This is a genomic window from Butyrivibrio sp. MC2021 (assembly GCF_000621605.1).
Taxonomy (GTDB): Bacteria; Bacillota; Clostridia; order Lachnospirales; family Lachnospiraceae; genus Butyrivibrio.
Map to the genome: position 1 here is coordinate 1 of NZ_JHXX01000021.1, position 18027 is coordinate 18027.

At 41.4% G+C, this 18027-nt stretch carries 21 protein-coding genes and 2 pseudogenes; 22 read left to right on the top strand and 1 reads right to left on the bottom strand.

Annotated elements, in window-relative coordinates; translation table 11 throughout:
- The first annotated feature begins 197 nt into the window (after nt 1–197).
- The 12 genes and pseudogenes from T359_RS0116690 to T359_RS0116750 form a co-directional block, all read left to right on the top strand.
- Nucleotides 198–761 carry a flavin reductase family protein gene (locus T359_RS0116690; RefSeq protein ID WP_026518427.1) on the top strand — a complete coding sequence of 188 codons (564 nt, stop codon included), beginning with the start codon at nt 198–200 and terminating at the stop codon, nt 759–761.
- A gap of 10 nt (nt 762–771) precedes the next feature.
- Nucleotides 772–1131: a hypothetical protein gene (locus T359_RS20865; protein ID WP_051545569.1), complete on the top strand. Its 360-nt coding sequence runs from the start codon at nt 772–774 to the stop codon at nt 1129–1131.
- 140 nt (nt 1132–1271) lie between these two features.
- The gene (locus T359_RS23115; RefSeq protein ID WP_035784817.1) at nt 1272–1550 is read left to right on the top strand and encodes a helix-turn-helix domain-containing protein; all 279 of its coding nucleotides are present in this window, start codon (nt 1272–1274) and stop codon (nt 1548–1550) included.
- A gap of 1 nt (nt 1551) precedes the next feature.
- Nucleotides 1552–1845: a hypothetical protein gene (locus T359_RS0116705; protein WP_026518428.1), complete on the top strand. Its 294-nt coding sequence runs from the start codon at nt 1552–1554 to the stop codon at nt 1843–1845.
- Between the two features lie 151 nt (nt 1846–1996).
- Complete coding sequence (locus T359_RS0116710; RefSeq protein WP_026518429.1) at nt 1997–2671, top strand: helix-turn-helix domain-containing protein; 675 nt, start codon at nt 1997–1999, stop codon at nt 2669–2671.
- A 272-nt stretch (nt 2672–2943) separates the two neighbouring features.
- The gene (locus T359_RS0116720; protein WP_026518430.1) at nt 2944–4263 is read left to right on the top strand and encodes a hypothetical protein; all 1320 of its coding nucleotides are present in this window, start codon (nt 2944–2946) and stop codon (nt 4261–4263) included.
- 270 nt (nt 4264–4533) lie between these two features.
- On the top strand, nt 4534–5676 hold the full coding sequence (locus tag T359_RS0116725) for a DUF5688 family protein (protein ID WP_026518431.1): 1143 nt from the start codon (nt 4534–4536) through the stop codon (nt 5674–5676).
- Nucleotides 5677–5734: 58 nt separating this feature from the next.
- Complete coding sequence (locus tag T359_RS0116730; protein WP_026518432.1) at nt 5735–5920, top strand: hypothetical protein; 186 nt, start codon at nt 5735–5737, stop codon at nt 5918–5920.
- Nucleotides 5920–6399, top strand: coding sequence for a PcfB family protein (locus T359_RS0116735; protein ID WP_035784818.1), 480 nt, complete (start codon nt 5920–5922; stop codon nt 6397–6399). Before T359_RS0116730 ends, T359_RS0116735 begins: the two co-directional genes overlap by 1 nt.
- Nucleotides 6396–8048: pseudogene (locus tag T359_RS20875) on the top strand (VirD4-like conjugal transfer protein, CD1115 family); the annotation flags it as partial. The gene T359_RS0116735 and the pseudogene T359_RS20875, both read left to right, overlap by 4 nt.
- A gap of 31 nt (nt 8049–8079) precedes the next feature.
- Complete coding sequence (locus tag T359_RS20880; protein WP_081795640.1) at nt 8080–8808, top strand: ATP-binding cassette domain-containing protein; 729 nt, start codon at nt 8080–8082, stop codon at nt 8806–8808.
- A gap of 42 nt (nt 8809–8850) precedes the next feature.
- Nucleotides 8851–9036 (top strand): annotated as a pseudogene (locus tag T359_RS0116750) (ATP-binding cassette domain-containing protein); the annotation flags it as partial.
- A gap of 247 nt (nt 9037–9283) precedes the next feature.
- Here the strand turns inward: T359_RS0116750 and T359_RS0116760 are convergent.
- Nucleotides 9284–9706 carry a flavodoxin gene (locus T359_RS0116760; protein ID WP_022769872.1) on the bottom strand — a complete coding sequence of 141 codons (423 nt, stop codon included), beginning with the start codon at nt 9704–9706 and terminating at the stop codon, nt 9284–9286.
- A 104-nt stretch (nt 9707–9810) separates the two neighbouring features.
- Between T359_RS0116760 and T359_RS20885 the strand changes: the two genes are divergently transcribed.
- The 10 genes from T359_RS20885 (at nt 9811) to T359_RS20895 (ending at nt 17919) form a co-directional block, all read left to right on the top strand.
- A complete protein-coding gene (locus tag T359_RS20885) occupies nt 9811–10188 on the top strand; it encodes a heavy-metal-associated domain-containing protein (RefSeq protein ID WP_022769874.1) in 378 nt (125 codons plus the stop codon).
- Between the two features lie 26 nt (nt 10189–10214).
- A complete protein-coding gene (locus T359_RS0116770) occupies nt 10215–10814 on the top strand; it encodes a class I SAM-dependent methyltransferase (RefSeq protein WP_022769875.1) in 600 nt (199 codons plus the stop codon).
- A gap of 11 nt (nt 10815–10825) precedes the next feature.
- Nucleotides 10826–11557: an L-2-amino-thiazoline-4-carboxylic acid hydrolase gene (locus T359_RS0116775; protein WP_196802293.1), complete on the top strand. Its 732-nt coding sequence runs from the start codon at nt 10826–10828 to the stop codon at nt 11555–11557.
- Nucleotides 11554–12246 (top strand): DUF6796 family protein, encoded by a 693-nt coding sequence (locus T359_RS0116780; RefSeq protein ID WP_022769878.1) that lies wholly within the window; start codon nt 11554–11556, stop codon nt 12244–12246. Before T359_RS0116775 ends, T359_RS0116780 begins: the two co-directional genes overlap by 4 nt.
- Before the next feature lie 52 nt (nt 12247–12298).
- A complete protein-coding gene (locus T359_RS23310; protein WP_022769879.1) occupies nt 12299–13834 on the top strand; it encodes a methyltransferase domain-containing protein in 1536 nt (511 codons plus the stop codon).
- Between the two features lie 98 nt (nt 13835–13932).
- Complete coding sequence (locus tag T359_RS0116790; protein WP_026518434.1) at nt 13933–14697, top strand: class I SAM-dependent methyltransferase; 765 nt, start codon at nt 13933–13935, stop codon at nt 14695–14697.
- A 25-nt stretch (nt 14698–14722) separates the two neighbouring features.
- Nucleotides 14723–15346: a class I SAM-dependent methyltransferase gene (locus T359_RS0116795; RefSeq protein ID WP_024865493.1), complete on the top strand. Its 624-nt coding sequence runs from the start codon at nt 14723–14725 to the stop codon at nt 15344–15346.
- A gap of 36 nt (nt 15347–15382) precedes the next feature.
- Nucleotides 15383–15610: a FeoA family protein gene (locus tag T359_RS0116800; protein WP_022769883.1), complete on the top strand. Its 228-nt coding sequence runs from the start codon at nt 15383–15385 to the stop codon at nt 15608–15610.
- Nucleotides 15607–17622 (top strand): ferrous iron transport protein B, encoded by a 2016-nt coding sequence (gene feoB, locus T359_RS0116805; protein WP_022769884.1) that lies wholly within the window; start codon nt 15607–15609, stop codon nt 17620–17622. The genes T359_RS0116800 and feoB overlap by 4 nt, the downstream gene beginning before the upstream one ends.
- Nucleotides 17623–17643: 21 nt before the next feature.
- The gene (locus T359_RS20895) at nt 17644–17919 is read left to right on the top strand and encodes a hypothetical protein (protein ID WP_035784819.1); all 276 of its coding nucleotides are present in this window, start codon (nt 17644–17646) and stop codon (nt 17917–17919) included.
- Nucleotides 17920–18027: the final 108 nt, after the last annotated feature.

Genomic DNA, 18027 nt, shown 5'->3' on the forward strand with positions numbered 1-18027 from the left:
TACATCATCATAGCTTCACTATCTACTGCTTTTTGAGTAAAAGAAAACGCTGCGCCATAGCCTTGGCAGGCCGTCGCGCAGCGACTTAGTTCAATTGGAAAACAATGCAGAACGACAAATCGGTGGTTTGTAGGGATAACATTATAAACAAAACAAAATCAATTTTATAAAAAAATAAACATAGGAGGACAGAAGCAATGAAACAGGAAATCAAGACAACAGAAGCAATATTCCCAATGCCAGTACTTATGATATCGACATTCAACGAAGACGGCAGCGTTGATGTCATGAACGCTGCTTGGGGAACAATGCTCGACAGAGATAAGGTTGCTCTTAACCTTACGGAGACCCACAAGACAGTTGAGAACATTAAGGCGAGGAATGGGTTTGTGGTTCACATCGCTGATGCAAAGCATGTAGTAGAAGCAGATTATTTTGGCGTTGTAAGTGGAAATGCTGAGAAGGATAAGTTTGCAAAAAGCGGAATGACCTATACAAAGTCAGATTTGGTGGATGCTCCAATTATCAATGAATTTCCAATTGCTATGGAATGTGAATTTATAGAGTATCAGAGTGATGAGACTGGACTTGGAGTTATTGGAAAGGTCGTAAGAACATCTGTTGAAGAAACAAAAATGAAGGATGGAAAAGTGGATATTGATTCTATTGAAGCGATCTCTTTTGACCCATATACACATGGATACTACAAGGTCAATGGCAGGGTTGGAGAGGCATTTAAGGACGGGTTAAAACTAAAGTAAGGATACTAATATGTCAAAAGCAAGACAGAACAGGCTTCGTAAAGCAAAGGAATGGTTTTCTGAGCAGGGCTTTACAGAAGATTCACACATAGTAAAAGCATACAGAAAGAAGTTTAACGTCGATAAAGATTGCGCCATGCGTGAACTCTGCTTGCTTCATGTACTTAGCCCGGAAAAGCAGAAATCATATGAAGACCAGCTTGCTGCTAAAAAGCGTAAACGTCAGGAAAGTAGAAAGCCAAAGGAGTATATCAACCCAGATCAGGATGAGTATTTCTACTTTATTGCCGGATATACATCTGGCGGTGCTCCATATGGGATAACCTGGGAACAGGCCAGAGAAGAAGGTCTGGTTGAAGAGGAAGACTAAGAATATAAGGATGTATCTGATTGTGAGAAAGCAGTCAGTACATCCTTTTAATTTTGCAAAACAATGGAACTATTCTTGACAATGTACGCAGAGCGTACTTATAATAATGTCATAGACGCAGAGCGTCCATGGAGGGACTTATGGAATATAATTATACAATTGAGGGCTTGGATATACTGATAGAAGTTGATGATAGAAATCATGAAAAAGATACGTACAGCAGCGCTGTTAAGACAGAGGCTATAAAAGCCATCAGAGAAATGAGTGGTATGAACCGCAAGGACTTTGCAAAATGGCTGAACATACCGTATAGAACGATGTCGGATTGGGAGCATGGGCTTCGCGTTATGCCTGACTATGTTTTGGAACTTATAGCCTACAAGGTTAGAATGGAGCTTGTTGAAAAGAGAGGTGGCTGACATGTTTTTATTGAAACTAATTTACAAACCTTTTGTATTAATGTTCTATCTTCTGTTTAATTTCACATATGCAATGGTAAAACTTCTGGCTAAGCTTGGAGTATTCTTCTGGGTATTGTTTATCTGGCTGATCATGGCAATACTGATCTATACAGCAACGCATCAGCAATGGCAGGAGTTTGTGATAGCCTTCTGTATCGGATTCGCCTCTTATCTGGGGGCGAGTGCAGTTATGGGGCTGGGATTTATAGCTGACTGGCTAAACGAGAAACTGCTACAGCTCTTGATGGCTTGAATATGCCCACGGAATTGCCTTATGGTGGCTTAAAATGCTACTGTAAGGCTTCTTTATTGCGATATAATATTTTTTAGGAAATTCAAAAAAGTACTTGACGGGGACATTGTCCCCGCGAGGTATTATATCCGTGAAAGGAGGAACAGAGGTTATGAAACCTAGAGAAGTGACTGAAATGCTTGGAATAGATAGAGATCGAATCAAGTATTTCAAAAAGATGGGAGTATTTCATCCAACAAATTGCGCTTCTAAAGAAGTTGCCGACTACACGGAGGCAGACGTGGAGGAGTTACGTAAGCTTGTTGTCCTGACGAAAGCAGGTTTGACCTGTGGAGATGTAAAAAAGATTCAGGAAGGTGAGTGGTCGGTTGAAAAGGCTATTGTGGAGCGGCGAAAGCTTATTATTGAGGAGATGAAAAGGATGAAAGGCTCATTACATCTATCTGAGGAGTTAATTGCAGATGGAATAGAGTATGAGTCTATGGAAACGAAGCATTACCTTGATGCTATTAAGCATAGAGAAGCGGATGGGGATCTGTTCATGGAAGAATATATGGATACATCGCCCATATCTCTTTTTCGAGATATTGAATGTCCATATTGTAATGAGACCATAGATATAGATTTGGAAGAGTATTTATGGAATGAAACTTCAAATCCAAGTATGAGAGATGATGATATGGGTCCAGATATAGTTTACAGTTTTGATTCAGAAGATAATGTGTCGTGCCCATATTGTTGCAAAAAGATAAGAGTAAGTGGATGGATAAGGGAGTACCCAATAGGTGGTTTTGATTCGGAATCTATAGAAGTAAAGCAATGCTAGGAGGAAAATTATGAACGAACAGAAAAACAATCAAATTTTAAGTGATGAGATTATCATTGAAATTGTTCATACTGTTAAGGACATTATTGTTGAATTGATTGATCATGCTTTTAAGAGAGAAAATGAGTAGTTCTAAGAAATAGTAGTATGACTTAGGAGTGGCACAATTGCTGCTCCTTTTTTTATATTTATTTAATAATGGATCGCCATCAGATAATTTAAAATATCCTTATACAATATATTTAATTATGTAGTTGAGGTGACGTGAAAATATGGTAGAAGATTATGAGGGAAGACAAAAATATTATGAAAAGGTAACAAAATACGTAAAAGACTCTGGAATTACATGGGATGAATTCGAGTTCAACTATAAAGGGTTATGGCTAGAGGTTGATAAACCTGTATTTAAAAAGAAAAAACTACCTGCATATAGCATTGAAGATTCCTTAGAGATGGTTATGAATGCTAATCATCTAAATCCTTTGTATGTTCCTTCTGCTTCATTGTCAGAACGTATTAAGACTGCTCTTTCAGATGATGCTATAACTAAGCTGAACCAGAAAGCAGAGAATTCATATGATGAGTGCTGCAATAAGATTCGTGAACTAAATTATACAAATCAAATTCGGTTTATAACGCAAATGCTAGACGTTGATCAATGTATTGATGATACCTTTTATGTAGCTTTTCTACACTTTATGAGACATTTGTATGCGGATCAGTTTTTTAAACCAGTTTACGCAGATAGTAAAGAAAGAGCCATAATCATATATGATAATTATTTATATGATCAGATGGCAGGAGCAATAAAAGATCCGATATTTCCTATAGCTGTTTTTGCATCATCTGAAAAAGGGAAAAACTATGAAGAGTTCATTAAGGAGGGATTATCCCATCTAATAGTTCGTATAGAAGATGCTGGGAGTGAAGATGAAAAAACAGTATATAGAGAGTTTGGAAGAGAAAAAATAGAGAAAATAATTATTAGACAGATGGATCTTACTATTCAGCGGAGACTAACTTTCGTTGGGACATTTGTAAAAGGGCTTCCGAGAGCTCCTGAAGGGGCTAGATATAATATCAAAGGCATGGAAACGGCATCTGGGGAATATGGATCGCATTATATGTTTTCAGATAATGCCAAGATGGAGTTAAAAAGAGATATAGCAGCTATAATCGAACAAGTTGTATCCACACGAGGATTGAATAAGGAGAACTCTGCAGATTACAATATTGAAAATATTGATTTCTCTAAGAGCGATTTTTGCGTAGTTGATTATACTCCTGCTGGCCGTGTGCCTAAGTATCATTTTTCATCACATATTGTCTCAATGGATAAATATGAGGAAGAAGTAGAAACTCAAATTGATGGGGAATGGGTGAAAAAAGTTGATTATACTCCAGTCTGGGATTTGATAATTAATTATGATAATGAACAGCAAATTGACTCAGTACGTTTTACTAAATATTTTGAAGATGGCAGATCGTATGTCGTAAAAATACAAAAAGATGGCAACAGTTTGCAGGTTGTTGATGAGTATTATATCGAATCTTCTGATGATGAGTGGTTTGATGATTATGAAGATGAATGATTGCCATCCATCACAATTTATCACACGCAGTCACAAAAAACAGCGTCAGCATCACAAATTATCACGCCGTGTGCATTCCAATCCGTTTTTGAATATGTTATTGTTATAATGCACCAAGGAATGTGAGACACGGATGCCTCACAGCCGGGGTGCATTTCTTTTGCGCAAAAGAATACAGTGGAAAATGAACGTCGATTCGTAAGCCTATAGGGCTGCGAACCGGCGTTTTTGTTTGCCCGGAAATAACAAAATCATATGGAGGAAATAAAAGTGGATTTTGAAACATTTAAGGAAGAACTGAAAGAGGACGTGAAAAGAGCCCTTGAAGAGAAGACGGATTCACAGTATTCCGTTGAGCTCCACACTCAGGAGAAGATGAATGAGACCTACGATGCTCTTACTATCAAGCCTGAGGACAGTGAGATAGGTGTGAGCCTTAATACCGATTCCCTCTACAAGGCCTATTCAGATGGGATGGACTATGATCGCATTGTATCTGAGACTGTAGGCAGAGCAGAGAGTGCTCTTGCAAATCGTCCGGACTTCAACATTGATGCCTTTAAAGACTATGACAAGATGAAGGAAACTCTTGCCATGGAAGTTGTGTCAGCAGAGAGAAATGCGGATCTTCTTGAGACTGTACCTCACAAGAATATGGAGGACATGGCTGTTGTTTACCGCTTTGTGGTAAGTTCTGATGTGGGTGAGACTGGTTCAGTTCTTGTTACAAATAAGATGCTTGATCAGTATGGTATCACACCTGAGCAGCTTCACGCTGATGCCATGAAGAATGCTCCTGAGGTAAGACCTATGGAAATCAAAGGCATGGGCGAAGTCCTTGCTGAGCAGATGGGAATTGAGAACGCTGAGATGCTTGGATTTGCAATTCCGCCTGAGCAGGATCAGATGCTTGTGGCTTCAGTAAAAGGAAATGTTCATGGTGCCGGTGTTCTGGCATATGAAGATTTCATGGACAAAGCTTCCGACAGGGTTGGGGGCTCGTTTTTCATTTTGCCCAGCAGTATTCATGAGATTCTTATAATTCCGGACAATGGCCAGTTCGATCTAAAGAGTCTGGAGAACATGGTCCGAGAGGTAAATGCCACTACGGTGGATCCGGTGGATAAGCTAACGGATAACGTCTATCACTACGACGCTCAGGACAAGGTCTTTGAGCTGGGTGAGAAGTATGTAGAGCGTCAGAATCAGAAGGAGCAGGAGGCAATCAAGGACGAAGATGTCATTGACGATCTGGAAGCATTTTTAGATGCAGAGGATACTCCGGAAAAGAAGCCGGAGGACAGGGCATCGGTCTTTGATAAGCTGGACGCTGCCAAAGAAAAAGCAGCAACACAGCCTGTAAAGGATGCTGTAAATAAGGCAAAAGAGCATGGTGGTCCATCAATCGGCTGATCAGAATCAGGGTGTCTGTCAAATGCGGCAGGCACCCATCTTTATGGAGGAATAAAGAATGTCTGAGAAATATAACAGAGAAAAATATGGAAAAGGTAAGGCGTATGTTGGAATCACAAATTTACAGTCAGGGGCAGATGTTACTCCCCATAACTGTAAGACTCCCTGTGTATACGGAAAGGGCAGGGAGTTCTGCTATCCCTGTATGGCTAAGATCCTGAGCGGAAGTAGGGCTGCTGCATAATGAATAATGAGCAGGTAGCAAAGGAAAGCATCAGATTTGCTTTCAATACAACCAAAATCTCTGCGACTGTGCTGTTGAAAGGGCTTATTGCAGCATATAAAGCTTATAAAAAATCTCAGGACAAGACCGGGAAGGGTAAGCAGACTGTAAAACAACTCATAAAGCAGGGACAGGGAGCCACAAGCCTGGAGATAAGCGGGGAGTCCTTATCTGATTTTAAGAGAATTGCTAACAGATATGGCGTTGATTTTGCCATAGTAAAGGACAAAACCTCTGAGACTCCGAGATATACAGTATTTTTTAAGGCAAAGGATGCGGATGCAATAACAGCCGTGCTTAAGGAATATGCTGACAAGCTTGTAAAAAAAAATCAGGTAGTCGAGCGTCCCAGTGTGCTGAAAAAACTTCATGATATCCAGAAGCGGCTTGCAAAGGAAGCAGCAAAGGACCTGGAGAAGACAAAGGAGCTGGTACGATGAATGAGAAATTGAAAGCCTTGGCGAAGGCAATACTAGCTTTAAGGCTTAAGAAAAAGGTCATTCTGAATATCCCTTATGTTCTTGTGGGGCTCTTTTGTACCAATCTTGGGGAGGCATATCGCCTGTCCATAGGAAAGACTTTTTCTGAAACTGTGCAAAGGATGGTACTGTACGGAGGCTTTAAGGTGGCATTTTCTAACATGCTTCCAAGCTTTCATGCTTTTGACCTTGTTGTGGGTATATGCTGTGGAGCAGCACTAAAGCTTGCGGTATATATCAAGGGTAAAAATGCTAAGAAGTTCAGGCATGATCAGGAATATGGTTCAGCCCGGTGGGGCAATCATGAAGACATAGAGCCATTTGAAGATCCTGACTTTAAGAACAATATCATTTTATCCAAAACAGAGCGTATGACTATGGAAAGCAGACCTGCGGATCCCAAGTATGCAAGAAACAAAAACATTCTTGTTGACGGTGGTTCCGGCTCTGGTAAGACCCGTTTTTTTATAAAGCCCCAGCTCCTTCAGATGCACTCATCGTACGTCGTCACAGATCCGAAAGCCAGTATCATAAATGAGATTGGAGCGGCATTTGTGCATGAGGGGTACAGGATAAAGGTGTTCAACACCATCAATTTCAAGAAGTCACAACATTATAATCCGTTCTCATACATACACTCCGAAAAAGACATCCTGAAGCTCGTCACTGCATTGATCGCCAACACCAAAGGTGAAGGCAAGGGTGGTGATGAATTTTGGGAGAAAAGTGAAAAGCTTTTGTACTCTGCGCTTATAGGATATATCCATTATGTAGCGCCACCAAAGGAACAGAATTTTTCATTGCTTCTGGCTATGCTTAATGCCATGGAAGTAAAAGAGGATAACGAAAACTATAAAAATGCGGTGGATTATATGTTTGAAGAACTGAAAGAAAATGATCCTGATAACTTTGCAGTAAGACAATATGCAAAATATAAATTAGCGGCCGGAAAGACAGCTAAAAGTATTTTGGTCAGCTGTGGCGCCAGGCTAGCTCCCTTCGACATTTCCGAGGTTCGTGAGATAACATCTTATGATGAGCTGGAGCTTGATACGCTGGGTGATGAGAAGACAGTGCTTTTTCTGTGCATGTCAGATACAGATGCAACCTTTAATTTCCTTATAAGCCTTATCTACACACAGTTGTTTAATCTTTTGTGTGAAAAAGCTGATGACCAGTATGGGGGAAGGCTTCCGGTGCATGTACGCTGCCTTATTGATGAAGCAGCCAATATCGGACAGATCCCAAATCTGGAAAAGCTTATGGCAACAATACGAAGCCGTGAAATATCGGCAGCTTTAGTCTTACAGGCAAAATCACAGCTTAAAGCGATTTATAAAGACAACGCAGACACGATCACGGGCAATTGTGATTCCCAAATATTCCTCGGTGGCTCTGAGCAGACGACTCTTAAGGATCTCAACACTATCCTGGGGAAGGAAACCATCGACATGTATAATACCGGAGAGACGAGAGGAACCAGTCAGAGCTACAATATGAACTACCAGAAACTTGGTCATGATCTTATGAGTATCGATGAACTCCAGGTGCTGGATGGTTCAAAGTGCATAGTGCAGGTAAGGGGCGTGAGACCTTTCCTGTCAGACAAGGAGCAGTGAAAAAGAGACATCGGAGTCAGGCATGTCAAATAGTATATTACTGCAGGATTTCTTTTTCTCGTATCGAAGTTCGCCATATCTGTTTAGAAAAAGACATTTCGCGGAGAGTGATGGAGATAGACTCGAACTCTGCATTCCTGAGCTTAAACTGCCTAAGGGGAAAGTAATAGGAATAGTTGGAAAAAACGGAACAGGAAAATCGACGTTTCTTAGATGTTTATGTGGCTTAGAGAAGGACTGTAGAGGAATCATAGAAACAGATGGAAAAGTATATCGTGGAAATGCCAGGATCGGGCTAAGCTATATGGTCATGCAGGACGTGAACCATCAGCTTTTTACAGACAGTGTAGAGAGTGAAGTGCTGCTCTCTATGAGTGATAAGGATGAGATACGATGCCATGAAATACTTAAAAATCTTGGCCTAATTGAGTATAAAGACACACATCCAATGGCGCTATCAGGCGGACAGAAGCAGAGGGTTGCAATAGCGTCTGCTATAGCTGCAGGTGCAGAGATCCTTCTTTTTGATGAACCGACCTCAGGGCTTGATTTTGATCATATGATGAAAGTTGGACTGCTCTTGAAGGGGCTGGCGCAGTCGGGGAAAACTGTATTGGTATCAACACATGATCCGGAGCTTATAGAGAAATGCTGTGATTACGAATTGTACATAAAAAATGGCAGAGTAGAGTCGTTTGGCGGAATAGCAGAGAAAATTCTGAAAAGAAATGAGATTAAAGAAAGTGTATAGTTGTATTGGCAGAGAATGAAAACTGCATAAAGAGGAGAAGTTATGAAAGAGTTTCTTGAGATTAATGATATAAAAAAGAGCTTTGGAAGTGGTGAAGCCAGGCAGGATGTCCTCAGGGGCATGAATTTTACTGTAAAAAAAGGAGAGTTTTGTGTCCTCCTTGGTCCTTCCGGTTCCGGAAAGTCTACGCTGCTTAATATCATAGGTGGAATCGATACCCCGGATTCCTGATGCAGATGGATGGTTATTTCGCATTCTTCATGAGCAGGGAATCGATGGTGATGTCAGTAGTCTATATGCTGATAGGATATGCATTCGTATCACTGATTGACTTTAGGAGAATTAAACGGATACCACTGGATGTGGCGCTTAAGAACATTGAGTGAGGCTTATAGTTGTCGCCAATTAAAATAGATACGAAAACAAATTGAGGCAATCATATGATAATTGCCTCAATTTGTTTTCTGAGAATGATTTATGCAATGGCTCTTCCAAGCGCAGAGCAGTTCTTCAGATCATCATCAGAAGGTGCATTGTTGGCAATAACGCTGTCTGTTACAAGATTTGCGTTATCGGATTTGCATCTTTCCTCCCAGTCACGCATCCACTGGCCATCACCCCAACCATAAGAACCGAAAAGTACTACCTTTTTACCGGATAAAGAGTTTTCTACTGATGTGAACATTGGATCAAACTCAGTTTCTTCAAGGACCTCTGCTCCCATTGCAGGACAACCGAATGCTATTGCATCGTAACCTGAAACGAGGGAAGAATTGAACTCAGAAGGTGAGAACATATCGACTGAAGCACCACTGCTTTCAGCACCTGCTTTTACTGCCTCAGCCATTGACTGAGTATTTCCTGTACCACTCCAATAAACAATTGCTATTTTACTCATACTTTCCTCCTTTACGTTTAAGTTAGCTTATGCTAACATTGTATTTGACAGTGCTACAGTGTCAATATTTATCACTGAGAAAATGTCTCAAGAGGTGACAGACTATGGATATTCAGACAATAGTTGCAGCTGCTATATTTGTCGCAGCAATAATTCTTTTAATAATCATGATGAAGAAAAAGCTTCTTCATGGAGGCTCATGCTGCGGAGGACATGAAGCGCCTGAATCTAAAGTGAAGGTGGCCGATAAGAATATTAGTCATTACGACTATCATTATGAAGTGAGTATTGAAGGCATGGTATGTAGTAACTGTGCTACGAGAGTAGAGAACGCTCTTAACGGAAATGAGGGCATTTATGCAAAGGCCGATCTGGGAAATAAAAAGGCAGTTATTCATGCCAAGAGAGCGCTAAGCAAAGAAGAAGTGCTTGGGTATGTTAAAGAACTTCCGTATACAATAATGAGTTTTGCTCAAAAGTAACGTCAAGAGAGGGATATTAGTCGAATATGTTTTGGGATAAGATTTCACCTTTATATGATCTTTTTGAGAATATCTATAATCATAAGGTATACGCTGACACAGGAAAAAGAGTCGCTGACTTCATAGAGAGCACCGATGAGGTTTTGGAGTGTGCCTGCGGAACAGGAGCTATCAGTTTTTATATTGCGAAGAATTGTAAGACGCTGATTGCTACAGACTTTTCATCCGGAATGCTAAAACAGGCTTCCAGGAAATGCAGTACTTATAATAATGTTTATTTCAAAAAAGCAGATATCACAAATATCAAATGCAGGGATTCATGGTTTGATAAGGTTGTTGCGGGCAACGTGATCCATTTGCTTCCTGATCCGGGAAAGGCTTTTGCTGAGCTGTGGCGTGTGGTTAAACCGGGAGGCAAGATAATCATCCCAACATACATCAATAAGTCAAAACAGTCTGCAGGACTGGCAGTAAAGTTTGTCACGCTGCTCGGTGCAGACTTTAAGCAGCAGTTTGATCTTGATTCTTACAAGAAATTCTTCGAGAACCTGGGATATCAGGGCGTGGAGTACACAGTAGTTGATGGCAGAATGCCATGCGCTATTGCGGTGATCACAAAGGTGTAAACATGATTATTATGAATGATAAAGCTGGTTTTAGTAGAAGTACAAAAGGATTATATCCCAGGAAATATAACGAGAAAGTGAAGAAATGGCTTGTTGAAAGGTATGGTAAGGATAAGGCTGAAAGAATATGGGGGTGCCTTCAGGAAAACTATCTTCGGTTTCTGAATGAACTTCCGGATTATGGCGGTGCGAAAAACGGACATGCATCAGCGATATATGGAGGTTTTCTGATTTTTTCATTGTATCAGGCCCTGCCAGATCAACCGAAGATAGAAGAATTGCAGGACTTCGTACAAAATCTTTTCATGGAGCCGTTTACAAAACTGGGTAAGGTGGTAGATCTTAATAAACCATTTTACATGAAGCTCATAAACTATGTGTTTACCAGGGTTGGGGACAGGGATAGGAAAGATATATTAAAGTACCCGGATGGTTTCATAAATGTAACGGAAGGTTATGATAAAGAACATCTTGCTTCGAGATATTACTTTACACAATGCCCTAACGCTGAAATCGCAAAGAGATATGGGTTATTACATGTACTTCCGCTTATGTGTAACTGTGATTTTTATGGAATATCACAAATACATGGAAAGCTTGTCAGGGAAGGTACCTGCGGAAACAGTTCGAGGTGCGATTATCTTGTAATAGGGGATAAGAACCCCTTGGCATCCGAATATGAGACGGTAACCGATAAGGACGGATTTGTAGTAAGTAGACGGGTGGAGTTTAAAGCAGAATGACTAGCGGAGAAACTGAAAGAATTGATTGGGAAAGAATAAGGCATCTGTTAAAGGTTGGATGTTTTGCAGCATTAATGGTATTGGCAGCGGATATGATTCTGGGATGGGGAACATTTTACAGGGATGTACCCGGTCTTCCACCCATGTGGGCAAGATTCCTTTTAGTATCAGATGGAAGGATAATTGCATCAGCGCTTCTGGGGCTTATAGGGATTCCGTTGGAATGTCTGTGCTGGTTTGCTGTTTATCGCATGATAAAGCCCTTTTCTGAAAAGAATGCACATGATTACAGAGCTGGGCTCATAGGATGCCTTGCGTTTGGAGGATGTGGAGTGCATGTCCCATGCTGCATGGCGGTTTTTTTATTGAAGAGATTCTATCAATTGAATCCTGATACTGTGGTCGAAAACATGAAACCATTTCTGATCTGGTTCCTGTTACCTGCGACAATGATATTTCTGATCTTCTTTATACTTACAGCAGTAGTTCAGATAAGAGCATTCATCAAAGGAAACACGCCATTACCGAAGTGGTGCTGGGTATTTAATATTATGATTGGGATACCATGGATTGTTTTAATGAGAGTCGTAGGAGATTATCCAATTACCAATGCTCTTGCTGCAGCATGGATCAGCGTTGGTAATTTATGGATGATGGGCGGGCTGCTCATTATGACCAGAGGGAAATGAGATAGTAGGCGGAATGTATTTCTATTAAGAGGGAGATTTTTGGAGGAGCTTTATGTCTAAAAAGGCATCAAATTTTCAGAAAGTAGTAATGTCCTGGGGGTATCGCGGAAAAGAAATATTTAAACCGCTGAATACGGGATGGATTGATGAAAATGTGGCTTGTGTCCGGGAATGGATTGCCAATATCTTCTTTTATACCAAGAATGGCACAACAATCATGATTGATGCCGGATATAACTATGAGCGGCTTGCAGAGAAGATGAAATGGCTTGATATAGAGCCATCGAGCATAAAAGACATCCTGATAACACATCAGGATACTGATCATGTCGGCGCTGTGGAGAGAGACTCTGATGGACTGTTCAGGAATGCCAGACTGTATATCAGTGAAATTGAAAATAGATATATGACTGGCGAGAAGCGGCGCAAGGTAATCTTTGGGCTGTATAAGCTTCCGATGGTTAAAAGTGATAATGAGAGAAAACTTCTTAAAGATGGCGATGTGTTTTACATTGAGGACATCAAGGTGGAAGCAATCCTGGTTCCGGGTCATACTTGGGGGCATATGGTCTATCTGGTAGATGACGCTTATCTTTTCACCGGAGACACGATCTGGTTCGGCGCAGATGGCGGCTACAGTTTTATAAACGCACTGGCAGAGGATAACGAACTGTCAAAGAAGTCCCTGGCAAAGCTTGAGAAGCTACTTCGCGACAGGGGTATCAGGCCGAAGGTGATAACAGGCCATACAGGATGGTCTGATGATCTGGATTTTGTATTTGCGCACAGAGACCAGATCTGCAATAGTTTGAAGAGACAAAAACCTCATGATCCTAATGCTCCTTATGATGGATATGACGAGAGGGAAGATAACGAAGAGAGGGCAAGAACCGAACGGCTAAAAAAGGCAGTTCCTGTATCTGACAGAATCCAGAGCGCCTATCATGATTCAAAAAATATCTATGATGATGTTCTGACACAGGGAAGTTTCCTTAGCAGGCAGTACATTCGCTTTTTCTGGAGCGGTACTGATGACAATGAAATAGCAAGGAAAATACTTGCTTATGTTCCAGATGATTTCTCCGGGACACTACTTGATGTACCTGTAGGAACTGCGGTTTTTACAGAAAAGAAGTGGAGAAGGCTTTCAAAAGCTGGTATTACCTGCCTTGATTACAGCGTCGATATGCTGGAACAGGCAAAGAAAAGGCTTGAGGATTGTAAGAATATCTCATTTATTCAGGGAGATGTGGGAAAACTTCCTCTTGCTGATGGCAGCCAGGATATAGTCATGAGTATGAATGGATTTCATGCTTTCCCCGATAAGAAGAAGGCTTTTAAGGAGACATTCCGCGTTCTTAAGAAAGGTGGAATGTTTGTAGCATGCTTTTATATCAAGGGTAAATCCAAGAGAACAGACTGGCTTGTAAAGAACATTCTATCTAAAAAGGGCTGGTTTACACCGCCATTTCCTACAGAAGATCAGCTGCTTCGTATTCTTCATAAGCTATATTCTCAGGTTGAATATCATGTGGATGGTTCTATGGTGTATTTTAAATGCGTGAAGAGCAGATCTTTAAATGAATGAAGAGTAGCATCGTAAAAACATGAATGAAGTCTGATGTGCTGTTAGCAAATGCTAACTTTATATAAATGACTAATCAGAAAAGAGGAGGAAAAAAAGTAATGAAACCGGACTATAAGAACTGGGTGCCAAATGGGATGGTATATGGATTTTTGGGAGCTACCGGTGGGGCACTTATATTGACCTTGATCTTTGGCGTGGAAGGAATAGTTGGAAAGGTACTATTGGTAATAACTATAGTTCTTGCGCTAATGACGCTTTGGATGTTTCTGATGCACAGGGCATTTTCTTACAATGGCTCAAGACAGATGTCCAAGCAGATAATTGATGGTGTTTCAGCCTACGTGAAGATTCCTGATGGAGGGAAAGGACTGGATGTCGGGTGTGGCAGCGGCGCGCTTACAATCGCATGTGCCAAGAAGAATCCAAATGCACAGATGGTTGGAATAGACAGATGGGGGAAAGAATATGCGTCATTCAGCAAGACTCTTTGCGAAAGCAATGCAGAAGCTGAAGGAGCAGCAAATGTTTCTTTTGGTCAGGGAGATGCCACAAAGCTTGGATTTGAAGATGAAACTTTTGATGCAGTGACAAGCAACTATGTATATCACAACATCCCCAGCAGGGACAGGCAGGCCATCCTCCTGGAGACGTTGAGAACACTTAAAAAGGGTGGAACATTTGTTATCCATGACATCATGTCAAAGAGCAAATACGGAGATATAGAGAGTTTTGCCAAAAAGCTTAAAGACATGGGCTACGAGGATGTGCGGCTTGTTGATACTACCAGCGGAATGTTCATGAATAAGTTTGAAGCCACTTGGATGGGGCTTAGTGGATCAACAATTCTTATGGGTAAAAAATAAAATGAGTGACGAGGAGGATACAGTGATGGGATTATTCAAGAATTACGTAAGTCAGACAAGAAAACCGGAAGGGGTTCTCGGGAAAATGATGATCAATGGTATGAACAGTGGTCATGCTAAGATGGCGGACTGGGGAATATCACATCTTGAAGTCAGTGCACCCAAAGAGATGGTCGAACTTGGCTGTGGTGGGGGAAGAAATGCCGGGGTACTCATGGAAAAATACTCTTCGGCAAATATGACAGCAATTGACTACTCGCCGCTGTCTGTCGAAAAAGCAACAGAATACAACAAGGTAATGATCGATAAAGGAAGGTGCCAGGTTAAGCAGGGAGATGTATCAAATCTAACTCTTCCGGAAGAAAAGTATGATCTGGCAACTGCATTTGAAACTATATATTTCTGGCCGGGACTGGAGAAATGCTTTTCAGAAGTGGCAAAGGTTTTAAAGCCGGGTGGAACCTTCATGATTGTAAACGAATCAGATGGTACAGACAAAGCGAGCCTGAGCTTTGAGAAGATCATCGATGGGATGAGGTGTCATACTCCTGATGAGATAGAAAAAGCTTTAAAAAGCGCAGGCTTTTCAAAAGTGAGGACAGATCACCATGAATCTAAGCCATGGATTACTGTAATGGCAGAGAAATAAAGTTTATTAAACAAAGTATATGAGAGGAGAAGTGTTATGAGTTTAAGTGAAGTAAGGGAAAACAAAGATGCAGTGATCACAGCTATTCAAGGCGATACAAGGTTTATGAGCCGTATCACCTCGATAGGACTTACACCGGGCTGTAAGGTTAGCGTTATCAAGAACGATAAGAACAGACCTATGCTGGTTTATTCAAGAGATACCATGATCGCACTGAACCGTAAGGAGTGCAGTGGTATTACAGTCGAGGAGGTGACAGCATGAGTGCAGCTGCAACTATAGCCCTCCTTGGACAGCCTAACTCGGGCAAGTCAACTTTATTCAATGCGCTTACCGGACTTCGCCAGCATGTGGGAAACTGGCCAGGCAAGACAGTAGAGAAAAAAGAAGGATCTTTTACCTATGCAGGAAAAGAATACAATGTGGCGGATCTTCCGGGATCCTACAGCCTTTCTGCCAATTCAGATGAAGAGGTTATCACAAGAGATTTTATTACATCAGGAAAAGCTGATGTTGTCTGCATCCTTGCTGACAGTTCACAGCTTCAGAGAAGCCTTTTCATGCTGGCTGATTATGCGGGAATAAATGCACCATGCTTTTTATTGCTCAATATGGCAGATGTAGCCGCCGATCAGGGAAAAAAGATTGATGCCAAGGCTATAGAGGAAAAGCTTGGCATTCCTGTCATCCCTTTTTCTGCGACAGATGTGAAGTCTTATGACGAGTTCTATAAAACTCTGGAAAAGGCTATCAAGAAAGACTCAAGGCTTGATGTTTCCAAGCTAAAAGAACAGTACGAGAGTATCAAAGGTTTTCAGGAAATCTGCAACCTGATTCCTGAAGGCGTTATTCCCGGCTATTCTTCAATGTGGCTTGCTTCAAAGGTGCTTGAGAATGACAAGGTAGTTGTTGCGAAGCTTAAAAATACACTGGATGCATCTGTTTTTTCAGAAATTGAAAGTATCAAAGATTCATCCCAGGGCGCTGTGGCTGTCGGCGGCTGCAAATTCGCCTGGATCGATGATGTGATAGACGGTGCAATCCAATCTAAGTCTGTAAAGGTAACCCTTGGAAAACTTGACCGTATCTATACAAGTAAAGTCTGGGGAAAGCCTGCGGTTATACTTACTGTTCTATTAGGTCTTATTGCTTCATTTGTTCCTGCTCTTCCGCCCATGTTTCTGGGCGAGCTGGTTCTTATGACTAAAGCTCCGATTACTGCAGGATTATCAGCTATAGGATGTCCTGAATTCGTTATGCTCATCATTACAGATGTAATAATTCAGTCATTCTCATATATTTTCAAGATGTTGGGATTTGTGTTTGGTGTAACCCTTGTATTCGGACTTCTTGAGGAAGTGGGCATCATGGCCCGTATCTCCTATGTGTTTGACAACACCATGGGTAAGCTTGGGCTTCAGGGAAAGTCAGTCATGCCATTCCTGGTAAGCTTTGGATGTACCATGGGAGGCGCAGCGGGCGCAAGAGTTATAGATAACTGGGGACAGAAGGTTCTCACGATCGCTCTGGCATGGGCAGTGCCTTGCGGCGCAGCCTGGGCAACCATTCCTATGCTTTCATCTATTTTCTTCGGTCCAGGAGCAGTTCTTGTGGTGGCTGTAATCCTTCTTACTATGCTCTTGCACATGTATGTCACGGCCAAAGTCTTTGGAGCTAAGCTTGTTCAGAAGGAAGACCGCTACGGAATGATCATGGAGCTTCCTCCGTACCACAAACCAAAGTGGGGAGCTCTTTTCAGATATGTATTCGGAAGAACAAAGGAAACATTTATCAGAGTAACAAAGGTGGTTCTACTTGTTTGCGGAGTATTCTGGCTTCTTAGCTATTCTCCATCCGGAACAGGAGGAATCCTTTACACAATCGGTGTAGCAATAGAGCCTGTCACAAAGTTCTTCGGAATGCCATGGCAGTTATTCCTTTCCTACATTGCATCTGCTGTTGGAAAAGAAGGTGCTATCGGTGTCATAAGTGCACTTTATAGTGGTGGTTCATATAGCACAGCATTTACAGAGGCTATGAGTGGTGCAGGAACTACCGCAAATCTTAGTTCTGTTCTTCTTGCGAACGTAACAAAGCCGGAGGCCTTAGCATTTATCTTTGCAATGACCTTCAACATGCCTTGCGTTGTTGCTCTTGCGGCTACATATCAGGAGACACATTCAGCGAAATGGACAGGAAGGATTGTTTTGTACTATACAGCAGTATCTCTTTTGTTGGCATTCATCGCATATCATGTGGGAATGCTCATCTGGTGATTAGATAAGACGAGGATAAAAATGGAGCAATTACTTGAACTGTTAAAAGATGGTCACGCAAGAACCACAAAGCTTCTTGCATTAGAACTTCATACCAGTGAGGAAGATATTTCCAGACAGATGGAATATCTTGAAAGCATGGGCATCATTAAAAGAGTTATCTTTTCATCCAAAGGATGCCAGGGATGCAGTGGATGCACATCCGGAAGCGGCTCAGATGGACATACCTGCAAAGGATGCCTGCCTCAGGATGGATTTCAAAACATGGGACAGATGTGGGAAGTGGTGACGCCATGATTACAAGGGCTATAGGAACTTTGGATTACAAAGTCATATCTGTGATAAAGAAATAAAGAAAGAAAACCTCGTAGTTGCCAGAGAATAGCCGCTACGAGGTTTTTATTT